This window comes from Massilia sp. AB1, assembly GCF_018119385.1.
Lineage (GTDB): Bacteria > Pseudomonadota > Gammaproteobacteria > Burkholderiales > Burkholderiaceae_D > Telluria.
The window spans coordinates 157,800-172,108 of the sequence record NZ_JAGKSG010000005.1 but is presented as its reverse complement, the minus strand read 5'-3'; the positions used below and the strand labels follow the sequence as shown (position 1 = coordinate 172,108).

The 14,309-nt window shown below is 66.8% G+C and carries 16 protein-coding genes; 10 read left to right on the top strand and 6 right to left on the bottom strand.

The window, feature by feature from the left end; translation table 11 throughout:
- Window positions 1-730 (bottom strand): hypothetical protein (locus tag J8847_RS05205; protein WP_211523615.1); only part of this gene is annotated, 730 nt, incomplete at its 3' end.
- A 99-nt stretch (window positions 731-829) separates the two neighbouring features.
- Between J8847_RS05205 and J8847_RS05200 the strand changes: the two genes are divergently transcribed.
- Window positions 830-1,762 carry an aldo/keto reductase gene (locus J8847_RS05200; RefSeq protein WP_229512507.1) on the top strand — a complete coding sequence of 311 codons (933 nt, stop codon included), beginning with the start codon at window positions 830-832 and terminating at the stop codon, window positions 1,760-1,762.
- The gene (locus J8847_RS05195; protein ID WP_211523614.1) at window positions 1,759-2,457 is read left to right on the top strand and encodes a DUF6064 family protein; all 699 of its coding nucleotides are present in this window, start codon (window positions 1,759-1,761) and stop codon (window positions 2,455-2,457) included. The genes J8847_RS05200 and J8847_RS05195 overlap by 4 nt, the downstream gene beginning before the upstream one ends.
- Here J8847_RS05195 and J8847_RS05190 read toward each other — a convergent pair.
- Window positions 2,429-3,544: a succinylglutamate desuccinylase/aspartoacylase family protein gene (locus J8847_RS05190; protein ID WP_211523613.1), complete on the bottom strand. Its 1,116-nt coding sequence runs from the start codon at window positions 3,542-3,544 to the stop codon at window positions 2,429-2,431. The two genes, J8847_RS05195 and J8847_RS05190, sit on opposite strands and share 29 nt — an antisense overlap.
- Before the next feature lie 172 nt (window positions 3,545-3,716).
- Between J8847_RS05190 and trmB the strand changes: the two genes are divergently transcribed.
- The 3 genes from trmB (at window position 3,717) to J8847_RS05175 (ending at window position 6,507) form a co-directional block, all read left to right on the top strand.
- Entirely contained in the window at window positions 3,717-4,397 is a 681-nt protein-coding gene (gene trmB, locus J8847_RS05185; protein WP_211523612.1) for a tRNA (guanosine(46)-N7)-methyltransferase TrmB, read from the top strand.
- A gap of 134 nt (window positions 4,398-4,531) precedes the next feature.
- A complete protein-coding gene (locus J8847_RS05180; protein ID WP_211523611.1) occupies window positions 4,532-5,761 on the top strand; it encodes a sensor histidine kinase in 1,230 nt (409 codons plus the stop codon).
- Window positions 5,758-6,507, top strand: coding sequence for a LytTR family DNA-binding domain-containing protein (locus tag J8847_RS05175; RefSeq protein ID WP_211523610.1), 750 nt, complete (start codon window positions 5,758-5,760; stop codon window positions 6,505-6,507). The genes J8847_RS05180 and J8847_RS05175 overlap by 4 nt, the downstream gene beginning before the upstream one ends.
- A 10-nt stretch (window positions 6,508-6,517) precedes the next feature.
- Here J8847_RS05175 and J8847_RS05170 read toward each other — a convergent pair whose 3' ends face one another.
- The 3 genes from J8847_RS05170 to J8847_RS05160 are packed head-to-tail and all read right to left on the bottom strand — an operon-like array spanning window position 6,518 to window position 10,561.
- Entirely contained in the window at window positions 6,518-7,828 is a 1,311-nt protein-coding gene (locus J8847_RS05170; protein WP_211523609.1) for a sugar MFS transporter, read from the bottom strand.
- A gap of 36 nt (window positions 7,829-7,864) precedes the next feature.
- Window positions 7,865-9,697, bottom strand: coding sequence for a DNA helicase RecQ (gene recQ / locus J8847_RS05165; RefSeq protein ID WP_211523608.1), 1,833 nt, complete (start codon window positions 9,695-9,697; stop codon window positions 7,865-7,867).
- A gap of 30 nt (window positions 9,698-9,727) precedes the next feature.
- Window positions 9,728-10,561, bottom strand: a complete 834-nt coding sequence (locus J8847_RS05160) for an undecaprenyl-diphosphate phosphatase (RefSeq protein WP_211523607.1) — start codon at window positions 10,559-10,561, stop codon at window positions 9,728-9,730.
- Window positions 10,562-10,771: 210 nt separating this feature from the next.
- Here J8847_RS05160 and J8847_RS05155 point away from each other — a divergent pair, with 210 nt between their 5' ends.
- Together J8847_RS05155 and J8847_RS05150 are read left to right on the top strand one after the other, a co-directional pair.
- Window positions 10,772-11,182, top strand: coding sequence for a hypothetical protein (locus tag J8847_RS05155; RefSeq protein ID WP_211523606.1), 411 nt, complete (start codon window positions 10,772-10,774; stop codon window positions 11,180-11,182).
- Window positions 11,183-11,265: 83 nt separating this feature from the next.
- A complete protein-coding gene (locus J8847_RS05150) occupies window positions 11,266-11,475 on the top strand; it encodes a hypothetical protein (protein WP_211523605.1) in 210 nt (69 codons plus the stop codon).
- On the opposite strand, the gene J8847_RS05145 is transcribed toward J8847_RS05150, so the two are convergent.
- Window positions 11,472-11,741: a YkgJ family cysteine cluster protein gene (locus tag J8847_RS05145; protein WP_211523604.1), complete on the bottom strand. Its 270-nt coding sequence runs from the start codon at window positions 11,739-11,741 to the stop codon at window positions 11,472-11,474. The two genes, J8847_RS05150 and J8847_RS05145, sit on opposite strands and share 4 nt — an antisense overlap.
- A gap of 109 nt (window positions 11,742-11,850) precedes the next feature.
- Here J8847_RS05145 and J8847_RS05140 point away from each other — a divergent pair, with 109 nt between their 5' ends.
- From J8847_RS05140 to J8847_RS05130, 3 genes are all read left to right on the top strand, one after another.
- Entirely contained in the window at window positions 11,851-12,741 is an 891-nt protein-coding gene (locus J8847_RS05140; RefSeq protein ID WP_211523603.1) for an SDR family oxidoreductase, read from the top strand.
- 95 nt (window positions 12,742-12,836) lie between these two features.
- Window positions 12,837-13,490, top strand: a complete 654-nt coding sequence (locus tag J8847_RS05135) for a TetR/AcrR family transcriptional regulator (RefSeq protein ID WP_211523602.1) — start codon at window positions 12,837-12,839, stop codon at window positions 13,488-13,490.
- 161 nt (window positions 13,491-13,651) lie between these two features.
- On the top strand, window positions 13,652-14,305 hold the full coding sequence (locus J8847_RS05130) for a protein-L-isoaspartate O-methyltransferase (protein ID WP_211523601.1): 654 nt from the start codon (window positions 13,652-13,654) through the stop codon (window positions 14,303-14,305).
- The last annotated feature ends 4 nt before the right edge of the window (window positions 14,306-14,309 follow it).

Below are 14,309 nucleotides of genomic sequence, written 5' to 3'. Positions count from 1 at the left end.
CGCGGATGGCGGCGGCATCGTCTTCGCCCACGGTCCAGGCCAGCGCCACCCGGTTCCCGGGGCCGGCCGCCAGTGCGGGAGCGCGCGCGGGCACGCGCTCGTCGCCTGCAACCCGCAGCGGCCGCGAGAAGCCCGCGCCGGCATCGAGCGAACGGGCGACCCACAGCGCGCCATCGAACTCGGTCCAGGCCGCGACCACCGTGCCGTCGCCCGTCACCGCCAGGTCGAGGCTGCCGTTCGACCAGGTGGCGCGGTCGAGGCGTCCCTTGCCGTCCCCGCCCACGGAGCGGGACAGGTTGATGGGCGGTCCGAAGCTGCGCCCCTTGTCGCTGGACCGGGCGAACAGGATGTCGCCCCCGTGCGAGCCGCCCGAGAAGATAATCTCCTGCCACAGCACATAGACCTGGCCCTTGGCCGTAGCGATACGCGGATGCCAGGAGAAGGTGGCGCCGCTGCGCGACACATTCACCGGCTCGCCGCCGGGATAGGTGCGGAACAGCACGTCCTTGCGGCCCTGGTCGGCCCAGGCGACGCCGAGCAGGCCATCGTCCAGCCAGGCCGCCGTGCCGTCGTCCACGTAGTCGTAGCGCGAATCGTTCTGGCGCCAGGGACCCCTGGCGCCGCCGCCGGAGGCGACGGTGAGCGGCGCCTGCCAGTCGATGGCGCAGGCCGGCAAGGCCAGGACCCACAACAGGATGGCGCCCACCAGGCGCGGCAAGCAGGACAGCATGACGGTTTTCCCTAAGGCATGAAGATGCCGGAGCGCCGCGGCCTGCGCGCGCACGGTATGCTGGCATCCTACGCGCCGCATCTGGAAAGGAGCGCCCGCATGCGCCCACGCTCGCCGTCCCGCCGCCGTCTGCTGGAATCCCTGCTGGCCCTGCCCGCCGGCCTGGCGCTGTCCGCGCTGCACGCCGCCCCCCTGCCGCTCCTTCCGCTCCTTACCCGTCCCATCCCTGCTTCCGGCGAACAGCTGCCCCTCGTCGGCCTGGGCAGCTGGATCACCTTCAACGTCGGCCGCGATCCGAAGGGACGGGCCGAGAGCGGCGCCGTGATGCGCGCCTTCTTCGCGGGCGGCGGCCGGATGATCGATTCGTCGCCGATGTACGGCTCGGCCCAGGAGGTGATCGGCGAAGCGCTGCAGGCGATCAAGCCGGCGCGCCTGTTCGCGGCCGACAAGGTATGGATCGGCGACGCCGAGGACGGCCCCGCGCAGGTCGAGATCTCGCGCCGGCGCTGGGGCGTGCCGCGCTTCGACCTGCTCCAGGTGCACAACCTGCTGGCCTGGGAAGCGCATCTGCCGGCTCTGCTGGCGATGAAGCGCGCAGGGCGCCTGCGCTACGTGGGCATCACCACCTCGGAAGGGCGGCGCCACGCGGAGATCGAGAAGATCATGGCCAGCCAGCCGATCGACTTCGTGCAGGTCTCGTACAACGTGCTCGACCGCGAGGTGGAGCGGCGCATCCTGCCGCTGGCGCGCGAGCGGCGCATCGGCGTGATCGTCAACCGGCCCTTCCGGCAGGGCGACCTGACCCGCGCCCTGGCCGGCAAGCCGCTGCCCGGCTGGGCCGCGGAGCTCGGCTGCACCAGCTGGGCCCAGGCGCTGCTCAAGTTCATCCTGGCCCATCCGGCCGTCAGCTGTGCGATTCCCGCCACCACCAGCGTGGCCCATGTGCGCGAGAACCTGCTGGCCGGCGCCGGCCGCCTGCCCGACGAGGCGCTGCGCAGGCGCATCGTCCAGGATGTCGAAAGGCTGGCATGAGCCGATGGTTGACCGAATGGTGGACCTATACGCTATCCGACCTGCTGATGTTCTCGGCGCGCAGCTATCACCGCCTGTTCGAGCTGTACAACCAGGACATCTGGCCGGCCCAGGTGGTGGCCTTGCTCGCAGGCTTGGCCGTGACGGCGGGCGCGGTGAGCGGCGGCGCGGCGGCCTCGCGCCTGGCCGCGCTGCTGCTGGGACTGGCCTGGCTGTGGGTCGGCTGGGCCTTCCACCTCGAGCGCTATGCGGCGATCAACCTCGGCGCGCCCTGGTTCGCGGCCGGTTTCGTGCTGCAGGGACTGATGCTGCTGTGGATGGCGGCCAAGCCCGTTCCGCGCCTGCTCCGCTTCAACGCCAGTCCCGTGTCCTGGGTGGCGCTGGCGATCGTCTGCCTGGCGGTGGCGGTCTATCCGCTGCTGCCCATCCACGAAGGACGCTACCAGAGCCAGGGCGAAGTGTTCGGCGTCGCGCCCGACCCGACCGCGATGGCCACCTTGGGCATCCTGCTGCTGGTGCGTGCGCGCTGGCCGCTATGGCTGATTCCCGTGGCGTGGTGCGCGCTCAGCGGCGCCACGCAGATGGAACTGGGCCTGCCGCTGGCCTGGCTGCCGCCGCTTGCCGCCGGCCTGGCGGCGGGCATCGCGCTGCTCGGGCGCGGCCGGGTCAGCTCGACAGCAGATTACCGGACCTGAAGGATTCCGATCCGGCCACCTTGCAGATGTGCATCCCGCGCAGCAGGTGCCGGTGCGCGGTGCTGGCGAACAGCAGTCCCGGCCGCGTGGCGGCCACCGTGCTTACCTTGCCGCTGACCGGGTTGACGATGTCCGCGATCGGTTCGCCCGCCGCCACCGTGTCGCCCAGCCGCTTGTGGAACACCAGCACGCCGGCATGCGGCGCCTCCAGCGGCTCGACCGCGTCCAGCGGCGTCGGCTTGCACAAGGCCTTCGGCAGCGGCTGCACGGGAATATCGAGCACGCCGGCATGGGCCAGGTATTGCAAGAGGGCGTGGGCATCCTGGCGCGCATAGGCGTAGCGCACGTCCATCTCGCCACGCAGTTCGACGGTGATGGCGACGCAGGCCGGCGGGATGGCGGCCTCCTGGAAGTGCGCCGCCAGGTCCCACCACAGGCGGCCGCAGGCTTCGTCGAAGGGCTCGCCGCCGGATTGCGTGGCCAGCAGCACCACGCGCGCGCCCATCAGGGCCGACAGCGGCTGCACGGCCTCGGCCAACGGGGTGCCGGCGTACATGTGCAGCACCGCTTCGTTGTCGCAGTGCAGGTCGAGCATGAAGTCGGCGTCGATCGCCATGCCCAGCAGGGTTTTCTTCAGTACGCCGGTAGCGTCCTTGACCTTCCACTCGGCCACCGAGCGCCGCGCGTGTTCGCGGATGAGCGCCACGTTGGCCTGCGCGTCAGGGCCCAGCTTGCCGGCCAGCGACTCCTTGAGCCCGTCCGCCACGTGGTGGTAGGCGCGGTTGAAGTTGACCCCGGTGTTCAGGTCGTAGCGGCCGAACAGCGTGCCGTGCACCACCTGCGACAGGCCGAGCGGATTGGCCACCGGCACCAGGGTCACTTCGCCCTTGACGCGGCCTTCGGCATCGAGGCGCTCCAGTTCCTGGCGCAGGAAGTGGGCGACCAGCATGGCCGGCACTTCGTCCGCGTGCAGCGAGGCCTGGATATAGACCTTCTTGCCGGAGCCGGGTGCGCCATAGTGGTAAGAGGTGAGATGGGCGGTGGTGACGTTGTCGTCGGTGGCGATCGGGTGTTTCGTCATGTGCATGGGCAGGCTCCGGCAAGCGGTGTGGCGATGCCGCGATTATGGCGCAATCGCCGCATCGCCTCCGCACGCCCGTGGCGGAAGGGCGCGGCAGCTAGGCTATAATGACAGCCGTTTTTTCCTCATTCTCATCCCCATGTCCTCTGATACGCCAACCGACGGCCCGGCGCGGCCCATGCTTTACGATCCCACCGAACACCGCATCCGCAGCTTCGTGACGCGTGCCGGCAGGCTGTCGACCGGCCAGGCGCGGGCGCTGGAGGAACTCGGCCCCCAATTCCTGATCGAGTACAAGAAAGAGCCGCTCGACCTGGTCCGGGCCTTCGGCCGCAAGGCGCCGGTGGTGCTGGAAATCGGCTTCGGCATGGGCGATACCACCGCGCACATCGCGCGCCTGATGCCGGAAAAGGATTTCCTGGGCGTCGAGGTGCACACGCCGGGCGTGGGCAGCCTGCTCAAGCAGATCGGCGAGCAGGACATCAAGAACCTGCGCCTGGTCCAGCACGACGTGGTCGAGGTCCTGAACTTCATGATCGCCGACGGTTCGCTGGACGGCGTGCACGTGTTCTTCCCGGATCCCTGGCACAAGGCGCGCCACAACAAGCGCCGCCTGATCCAGCCGGCGTTCGTCAAGCTGCTGTGCCAGAAGCTGGCGCCGGGCGGCTACATCCACCTGGCCACCGACTGGGAAGACTACGCGGTGCAGATGCTGGAAGTGCTCAGCGCCGAACCGCAGCTGCAGAACACCGCCGAGGGCTATGCGCCGCAGCCGGCCTACCGCCCGCTGACCAAGTTCGAGAACCGCGGCCTGAAGCTCGGCCACGGCGTCTGGGACCTGGTGTTCACCCGCAAGTAATTGCTCCCCCCAAGGCGGATCGTCCTTCGGGCGTCCGCCTTCGTCGTTCGTCGCCCTCCGCTGTCCGCTCCCGCCTGCCACGCCTAGACTGATCTCATTGCATTGCTTTACATTAATGAGTTCAGGAGGTTGTCATGTTCGCGAGCGTTGCCAAGTGGTACCGGGAGTGGGAAGAGGAGCAGCTGGCCGTGCTGAAGGAGCCGGCCCTCGCCGAGCGCGCCGCGCCCGGCTATCGCCGCTTCGTGGCCGAGCGCCTGGCCGCATTGTCGCCGCTCGAACGCCAGGAACTGCACGATTTTTCCGCACGCTACCGCGGCAACAGGCTCTACCTGGCCTTGCTCAAGCTGTGCGCCGTGTTCAGCGTTGCCGGCCTGCTGCTCAGGTTCGCCTTCCTTCCCCAGATGAACTGGGGTCTCGCCCTGGTCCTTGCCAACCTGGTCGGCTTTTGCATGACCTTGGCGCTGACGGCCGTGTGGCTGCACTATCGCAAGATTGCACGGGCCAAGTTCAAGGCCTTCATATTCCTGCTCGGCCTGGACGTGGGCGGCGCGCTGATCGGACTGGTATTCGTCCTGCTTCAGGGACACCAGTCGCTCGATGCGATCGTGGAAAAGCTGCCGCGCATCCTGGCGATCGGCTTCGTGTTTTCCACGCTGCTGTATGCCTTGCCCCTGATCGCCATTGCCGCCTGGCGCAACCGGCGCCATGAACTCCTAGCCGCGCAACTGCTGGCCGACGCCGAGCGCGAACGCCTGGCGCGCGAGCTGAGCGAATCCCAGCTGCGCCTGCTGCGCGCCCAGATCGAGCCGCACTTCCTGTTCAATACCCTGGGCGCGGTCCAGCAACTGGCCGAGCAAGGGGCGCCGAAGGCGGCCGAGCTGACCGCCAACCTGATCGACTTCCTGCGCGCCAGCCTGGGCGATATGCGCACCGGGCAGGCGAGCCTGCAGTCGGAATTCCGCCTGGTCGATTCCTACCTGCGCGTGATGCAGGCCAGGCTGGGCCACCGCCTGCGCTTCAACCTGACGCTGCCCGAGGCCCTGGCGGGCGTGCAGATTCCCAGCATGCTGGTGCTGACCCTGGCCGAGAACGCGATCAAGCACGGCATCGAGCCTTCGCTGCGCGGCGGCACGGTCTGGGTGGGCGCCGAGGATACCGGTTCGGGCATCCGCATCCGGGTCCGGGACAGCGGCGTCGGCATGAGCGCCACGCCGGGTCATGGCCTGGGCCTGGAAAACATCCGCCACCGCCTGCGCCTGGCCTACGGCGAGTCCGCCGGGCTGGCGCTGTACGACGCCGATCCCGGCTTCGAGGCCGAACTCGCCATTCCACCTCAGGGAGTACAGTCGGGAGCGATGCAATGAGTATCAAGGTGCTGGTGGCCGAAGACGAACCGCTGATGCGCGAGCGACTGCTCGGCATGCTGCCGGTGGCCTGGCCGGATGCCGAGGTAGTGGCGGTCGCCGAGAACGGCAACGACGCCTGGGACGCCTTCCTGGAGCACGAGCCGCAGGTGGTCTTCCTCGACATCCGCATGCCGGGCATGTCCGGGCTGGAAGTGGCGGACCGGATCGGCAAGCTGGCCCACGTGGTGTTCGTCACCGCCTACGACCAGTATGCGGTGGACGCCTTCGACGCCGGCGCCATCGACTACCTGCTCAAGCCGGTGCAGCCGGGACGCCTGGACCGCGCGGTGGGACGCCTGCGCGAGAAGCTGGACAGCCGCCCGGCCGACCTGGGCGACGTGCTGCGCCAGCTGAAGGCGCAGGCGCCGGAACCACGGCCGGAAAAGCTCAAGTGGCTGAAGGCCAGCGTGGGCAAGCAGATCCGCCTGATCGACGTCGACGAGGTGCTGTTCTTCCAGGCCGACAGCAAGTACACGCGGGTGGTGCTGGAAGGGTCGGAAGCGCTGGTGCGCATTCCGCTGAAGGACTTGTTGACTGGGCTGGACAGCGAGCGCTTCTGGCAGATTCATCGCGGCACGCTGGTGAACGTGAACGCCATCGCGGCGGCGGAGAGGATCGACGCGGAACGGATGCAGGTGCTGCTGCGCGGGAGCGAGGAAAAGCTCCCGGTCAGCCGCAGCTTCACGCACCTGTTCCGCGACTGAACGCAGGCTTTCAGGCGTGCTGGGGGGAGTGATATGCACGGCGCGCATACACGCCGAACAGCAGGATCGCCGCATAGCACACGGCCGGCACCGCCAGCGACATCTTCAGGCCCACCACGTCGGCCGCATAGCCGGTCAGGAGCGGCACGATCGCGCCGCCGACGATGGCCACGCACAGCAGGCCCGAGCCTTCGGCCGTGCGGTGGCCCAGGCCTTCGCAGGCCAGGGTGAAAATGGTCGGGAACATGATCGAGTTGAACAGGCCGATGGCCAGCAGCGACCAGCCCGAAAGCGCGCCGGTGCTGGTGCCCGAGACCACCAGCAGGACGATGGTCATGGCGGCGGCGAAGGCCAGCACCTTGCCCGGCGAGAACAGGCGCAGCAGGCCGGCGCCGATGAAGCGGCCCACCATCGCGCCGCCCCAGTACAGCGGCACGTGCTTGCCGGCCTCCTCGGCGCCCATGCCGAGCACGTTGGCTTCCATCAGGTAGTTGACGATGATCGAGCCGATCGCCACTTCCGCACCCACGTACAGGAAGATGCACAGGGTGCCGAAGGCGAAGCGCGGCTGCTTGAGCAGGTCGAAGGCGCGCAGGATGCTTTCTTCCGGCGCCGGCTTCTCGGCCAGCTTGCTGCGGTTCAGCCACACGGCGAAGGCCAGCACCGCCAGCGCGATCGCCAGGGCGATGTAGGTGTGCACCACCACGCGGGTTTCTTCTTCGCGGAAGGCGTCCAGGGCCGCGCCGCTCAAGGTAGTCGGGTCGACCGTGGCCAGCGAGCCCAGGATCAGGATCGCGCCCACATAGGGGAAGAGGGTGGTGCCCAGCGAATTGAAGGCCTGGGCGAAGGTCAGGCGGCTGGAGGCCGTGCTCGGCTTGCCCAGCATCGAGATCAGGGGATTGGCCACCACCTGCACGATGGTGATGCCCGAGGCCAGTACGAACAGCGCCAGCAGGAAGGTCGCGAACACGCCCGAGGAGGAGGCCGGGATGAACAGCAGGCAGCCGGCCGCCATGGTGACCAGGCCGACCACGGCGGTGCGCATGTAGCCCACGCGCTGCACGATGGCCGCCGCCGGAATCGAGACGAAGAAATAGGCGGCGAAGAAGGCCGACTGCACCAGCATCGCCTGGGCGTAGCTCAGGGTGAACAAGTCCTTGAGCTTGGGGATGATGACGTCGTTCAGGCTCGTGATGCCGCCGAATACGAAGAACAGGGCGAACACGAAAGTCTGGAGGCTGGCGGTGTTGCCCGGCAGCGGAGTGGGAGCGCTATCGAGCTTCGGCGCGGCAGTGGTGCTGGTGGGAGTCGGGATGGCCATGGGAGTGACGGGGTTGAATTGAATCAACCCACGACACTACATCATCTCGCTGATAATGGCGACAATTTCGTCGCCGTAGGAGACTAGTTTCTTCTCGCCAACACCGCTCACGCCGCGCAGTTGCTCGAGCGAGGCCGGCTTGACCTTGGCGATCTCGCGCAAGGTGGCGTCCTGGAACACCACATAGGCCGGCACGCCGTGCTCGCGCGCCGCGCCCATGCGCCAGGAGCGCAGGCGGTCGAAGATCTGCTGCTCGGAGCGCGACAGTTCCACTTCCTCATAGCTCGCGCGCGAGGACGACTGGCGCTTGGGCTTGACCGGCTTCTGGTACTGGCGCAGCTGCACCTTCTGCTCGCCCTTGAGCACCGGGCGCGCCAGGTCGGTCAGCTTGAGCGAGCTGAAGGCGTCGTGGTCGACCGTCAGGAAGCCGAGCGCGATCCCCTGGCGCAGGATGGCGCGCCATTCCTGCTCGCTGCGGTCGGCGCCGACGCCGTACACGGTGAGCTTGTCGTGGTGCCACTGGCTGATGCGCTCGGTCTGGGCGCCGCGCAGCACGTCGATCACATGGCCGGCGGCGAAGCGCTGGTCGACCCGGTAGACGGCCGACAGGAGCTTTTGCATCGGCACCGTGCCGTCGACCTGCACCGGCGGAATCAGGCAGGTGTCGCAGTTGCCGCAGGGGCCGGAGCGCTCGCCGAAGTAGTCGAGCAGGCGCATGCGGCGGCACGAGAGGGTTTCGCACAGGCCGAGCATGGCGTCGAGTTTCATCGACAACACGCGCTTGAAGCCGTCGTCGGCCTCGGACTCGTCGATCATCCGGCGCTGCAGCACCACGTCCTGCAGGCCATAGGCCATCCAGGCGCTGGCGGAGGCGCCGTCGCGGCCGGCGCGGCCGGTCTCCTGGTAATAGCCCTCGATGCTCTTGGGCAGGTCGAGGTGGCAGACGAAGCGCACGTCCGGCTTGTCGATGCCCATACCGAAGGCGATGGTCGCCACCATCACGATGTTGTCTTCTCGCAGGAAGCGCGCCTGGTTGGCCGCGCGCGTGGCGTGCTCCATTCCTGCGTGGTAGGCGAGGGCGCGGATGCCGTTTTCGTTGAGGAAGTCGGCGGTTTCCTCGACCTTCTTGCGCGACAGGCAATACACGATGCCGGAATCCTGCGCGTGCTCGGCGCTGATGAAATCGATCAGCTGCTTGCGGCCGTTGGTCTTCTCGACGATGGAGTAGCGGATGTTGGGGCGGTCGAAGGACGAGACGAACTGGCGCGCTTCTTCCAGCTGCAGGCGGTGCGCGATCTCGGCGCGGGTCTGCTGGTCGGCGGTCGCGGTGAGCGCGATGCGCGGCACGTTGGGGAAGCGCTCGTGCAGGATCGACAGGCGGATGTATTCCGGCCGGAAATCGTGGCCCCATTGCGACACGCAGTGCGCCTCGTCGATGGCGAACAGCGAGATGTGCGAGGACTCGAACAGCTCCAGGCAGCGCGGCGTCATCAGGCGTTCGGGCGCCACGTAGACCAGGTCGATCTCGCCGGTGCGCACCAGGCGCTCGATGCGCAGGGTTTCCTCGAAGGTCTGGGTCGAGTTCAGGAAGGCGGCGCGCACGCCGACCTCGGCCAGCGCGTCGACCTGGTCCTGCATCAGTGCGATCAGCGGCGAGACCACCACGCCCACGCCGTCGCGCAGCAGGGCCGGGATCTGGTAGCACAGCGACTTGCCGCCGCCGGTAGGCATGAGCACCAGCGCGTCGCCGCCTGCGGCCACGTGCTCGACGATGTCGCCCTGCTGCCCACGGAATGCGGGGTAGCCGAAGACCGTCTGCAGGATGTGAAGCGCGCGCGCGCCGATGTCGGCGCCGATGTCGGGGTTCATGCTCGCTGTGTCGCTAATCAATGAGTCGGGTTAATGTACCCAAGCCACCAGGTCGAAGTGGGCGGTCACGAGGACCAGAATACCGAATACGATACGGTACCAGGCGAAGATCGTGAAGTCGTGCGTGCTGATATAGCGCAGGAGCCAGCGCACGCACAAGAAGGCCGAGGCGAAAGCGGCCAGGCCGCCCAGGCCGAACATCGGCAGGTCGCTCAGCGACAACAGTTCGCGCTGCTTGAGCACGGAATACACGGTGGCGCCCAGCAGGGTGGGGATTGCCAGGAAGAAGGAGAATTCGGTAGCCGCCTTGCGCGACAGGCCGAACAGCATGCCGCCGATGATGGTCGCGCCGGAGCGGCTGGTGCCCGGAATCAGGGCGAAGGACTGGGCCAGGCCCACCTTGAGGGCGTCGGCCGTGCTCATCTCGTCGACCGTGTCGACGCGCGCCGGCCGTTCATGGCCATGGTTGCGGCGTTCCACATACAGGATGATCAGGCCGCCGACGATGAAGGCGGTCGCCACCGGCACCGGCGAGAACAGGCGCTCCGTGATCGCCTTGTTGAACAGGAAGCCCAGCACGGCGGCCGGCAGGAAGGCGATCAGGACATTGAGCGCGAACTTCTGCTGGCGCGGGTCCGAGCCCAGGCCCGCCAGCACGTTGCGGATGCGTTCGCGGTATTCCCAGATCACGGCCAGCATGGCGCCGGCCTGGATGGCGATCTCGAAGACCTTGACCTTTTCGCCGGTGAAATTCAGCAGGCTGCCCGCCAGGATCAGGTGACCGGTGGAAGAGATTGGCAGAAATTCCGTGAAGCCCTCGACCAGGCCCATGATGATCGCCTTGATGGCGAGAACGATGTCCATGAAACGTATGTGATTGATTTAATGCGTGCTGTGAGAAAACTGCGCGGGGTAAGAGCTTACCACGGGCAGGGCCTTGCCCGTTGAGTCTGCTATGACGGGATACAACATTTTACAGGGCCGCAATTGCTGTTCTGTTACGTATCGCGCGCAAGCTAAAATTCGTTTTCCAGGCTTGCGCATCGGGCCGGACAGCGTGCTAGACTCAAGCACATGAGTGTTCTCATCGTTCTTGTGCTTGTCGTGGCCGCCATCGCGGCCCTCCAGGGTGGACAGCTTCACAACTCCCTGCGCTACCGCAGCTGCCAGAGCCGCCTCTGGCGTCGCGCCTTCCCTTCGGCGTCCCGCAAGGACATCCGCGAGTTCCTCTCGCTGGTGGTCTCGACCTTTTCCTTCACCGATACCGACCGCCTGCGCTTCCGTCCCGACGACGAATTGCTCGGCATCTTCCGCGCCGCGCATCCGCACCGCCGTCCCACCGATGCCGGAGAAATCGAAACCCTGGCGCAAGCCCTGCGCAGCCGCTATGGCGTGATGCTGCCGGACATCTGGCACGAGAGGCTGACCCTGGGCGCCCTGTTCGGCGACATCCAGGCGCTGCAAGGCCAGCGCGCCGCAGCGTGAGCGGCCGACCCTGCTGAATGCAGGTTACCCTTGCTGGGTGACCACCGCTCTTGAATTGCCTGCACGCAGCACCACGTGTGGCAATGATGAAAGAAAAGCTCAACTGGAGACGGCCGCTGTTCTATGTGCTGCTGCCGATTTTCTTCGTGATGGCCTTCCTGGGCTTTCCCTTGCCTGTCGCGCCGCCTCCCGCCACCAAGCCGGCGCAGGAGCAGACCCAGGTCGTCAAGAAAAAGAAGAAGCGGCTCGGGCTGCTGGTCAAGGACGAGGAGCCCGGCAGCCGGCCGGATTAACCCGGCGCCGTCGCGCGTTCCAGTTCCCCCAGCCACAGCATCGCCTGTTCGCGATTCGTTCCGCACATCTCCGCGGAAGGCTGCAATCCCCCACAAAAGGCCGGGCGCTCCGGCTTGCCGAAAATCAGGCAGCGGTCGTCCTCGCCCAGCTGCACGCAGCGCACGCCCGCCGGCTTCCCGTTCGGCATGCCGGGAATGGGGCTGGTGATGGAAGGGGCAGTGCAGCAGGCGCCGCAGTGCGGCCTGCAGTCGAAGGAAGTGTTCATGATCGTGCGGGAAGCGGGACCGCCAAGTATACCTGCGCGAACGGGTAAAGCGGGCGCTTCCCCGGCGGAATTCCTGCTACGTTGTTTCCCATGAACGCAGGAGGTATCGATGTCGAGTCCGCTTAAGCCTTTGAACCGTCAAGTCATCGTCATTACCGGCGCCACCAGCGGCATCGGCCTGGCCACCGCGCAGGAAGCCGCGAAGCAGGGCGCCCAGCTGGTGCTGGCCGCGCGCGGCGCCGACGTACTCGACGCCGTCGTGGCCCGCTTCAACGCCCTCGGCCAGGAAGCGGTCGGGGTGGTCGCCGACGTCTCCGAGCGCGCCCAGGTCGAGCGTATCGCCGAGGCCGCAATCGCCCGTTTCGGGCGCATCGACACCTGGGTCAACAATGCGGGCAGCACCATCTACGGCAGGGTCGACGAAGTCTCCGAGGCCGACGCCCGGCGCCTGTTCGACATCAACTTCTGGGGCATGGTGCACGGTTCCCTGGTGGCGCTGCCCCACCTGAAGCGCCAGGGCGGGGCCTTGATCAACCTCGGCAGCGAAGCTTCGGAGGTCGCGATTCCCATGCAAGGCATGTATTCGGCCAGCAAGCACGCGGTGAAGGGCTTCACCGACGCGCTGCGCATCGAGGTGGAACAGCTCGACGAGGCGCCGGTCTCGGTCACCCTGATCGAACCGACCGCCGTCGACACGCCCTTGCCCCAGCACGCGCGCAACTACATGGACCGCGAACCCAAGCTGCCTTCGCCCCAGGTCGATCCGCACCAGGTCGCGGCCGCCATCCTGCACGCGGCGGTGGTGCCGATGCGTACCGTGCGGGTCGGCATGATGGCCGACATCGACGTGATGATGGACCGCCTGCTGCCCGGCGTGTCGGACCGGCTGGCGGTGTTCCAGGTGCCGCGCCAGCAGCAGGACTGCCCGCCGCGCAATCCCGACGGCAGTCTTTACGCTTCGCGCGCCGATGGCCGTATTTACGGTCCGGGAGGCGTTTAAGCCGTTTAGTTCCCTATACACAACGCCAGCTTGACTCTGCCATTCGCCGCACTCTATAGTTAATCATCCTTTAAATAAGTTTCTAGGCGGAAACAATGCATTGCCAACTCGACAGCAAGCCGCGCTGGGAGCGCCGCAAGGACGCGCGCCCGCAGGAGCTGCTGGCTGCCGCGATCGATTTGTTCGTCGAGCGTGGATTCGCGGCCACCCGTCTGGAAGACGTGGCGCGCCGCGCCGGCGTGTCCAAGGGCACGCTCTATCTGTACTACGCCAACAAGGAAGACTTGTTCAAGGCCGTGGTGCGCGAAAGCATCGTGCCGGTGATCGGCGACGCCGAAGTCTCGGTGGCCGGCTTCGACGGCCACAGCGGCGACCTGCTGCGCGACGTCATCCTGACCTGGTGGCGCCGCCTGGGCAGCACCAAGGTCTCGGGCATCAGCAAGCTGATCATGGCGGAAGCGGACAATTTCCCGGAACTGGCGCGCTTCTACCAGGAAGAAGTCATGATGCGCGCCGCGCGCATGATCTCCAGCATGCTCGAGCGCGGCGTGAGCCGCGGCGAATTCCGCGCCATCGACATCGCCCAGGTCACCCAGGTGCTGATCGCGCCAACCCTGATGCTGTCCACCTGGCAGCATTCGATCGGCCCCTGCGAGCGCTGCGAGCTGCAGCCGCAGGCCTTCCTGGACGCCTTCCTCGACATTACCCTGCACGGGTTGCTGCCTGCTCCGCCCACGGCCGCGCAGTAAGTTGTCAGTACGCCAAATGTCCTGAAATTTGGCGTTCATCCCTTCTAAACTGCAGACTGTCGCAATTTCCCGCGCTCAGGCCTGCCCATCGTTAAGATGTGCGTCCTGAGGCCGTTCAACGATAAAATATCGGATTATTTATTTTTCCACCGAGAACTCAGATGAATATCGAACAAGCCCGCTTCAACATGATCGAACAGCAGATCCGTCCGTGGAACGTGCTGGACCAGGACGTGCTCGACCTGCTGCACGTGGTCAAGCGCGAACAGTTCGTGCCGCAGGCCTACCAGAACCTGGCGTTCGCGGACGTCGAGATTCCGCTGCCGGGTGGCGAAGCGATGTTCAACCCGAAGGTCGAAGCGCGCATCGTGCAGGAAATCGCGGTGAAGAAGCATGAGAACGTCCTCGAAATCGGCGCCGGTTCGGGCTACATGGCGGCACTGCTGGCGCACAAGGCGCGCCACGTGACCACCGTTGAGATCCTGCCGGAAACCAAGGCGCTGGCCGAACAGAACCTCGCCAAGGCCGGCATCACCAACGTGACCGTCGAGCTGGGCAATGGCGCCGAAGGCTGGCCGCAGGGCGCGCCTTACGACGTGATCGTCGTGTCGGGCGCGCTGCCGGTGCTGCCGGAAGCGCTGGTCAAGCAAGTGAAAGTGGGTGGCCGCCTGGCGGTGATCCTGGGCGAAGCGCCGGCGATGAGCTGCAACATCATCACCCGCACTTCGGAAACCGGCTACGACTCGGTCAAGGTGTTCGAGACCAACGTCAAGCCGCTGACCGGCGCCGTCGCGCCGTCGCGCTTCACGTTCTAAGGGA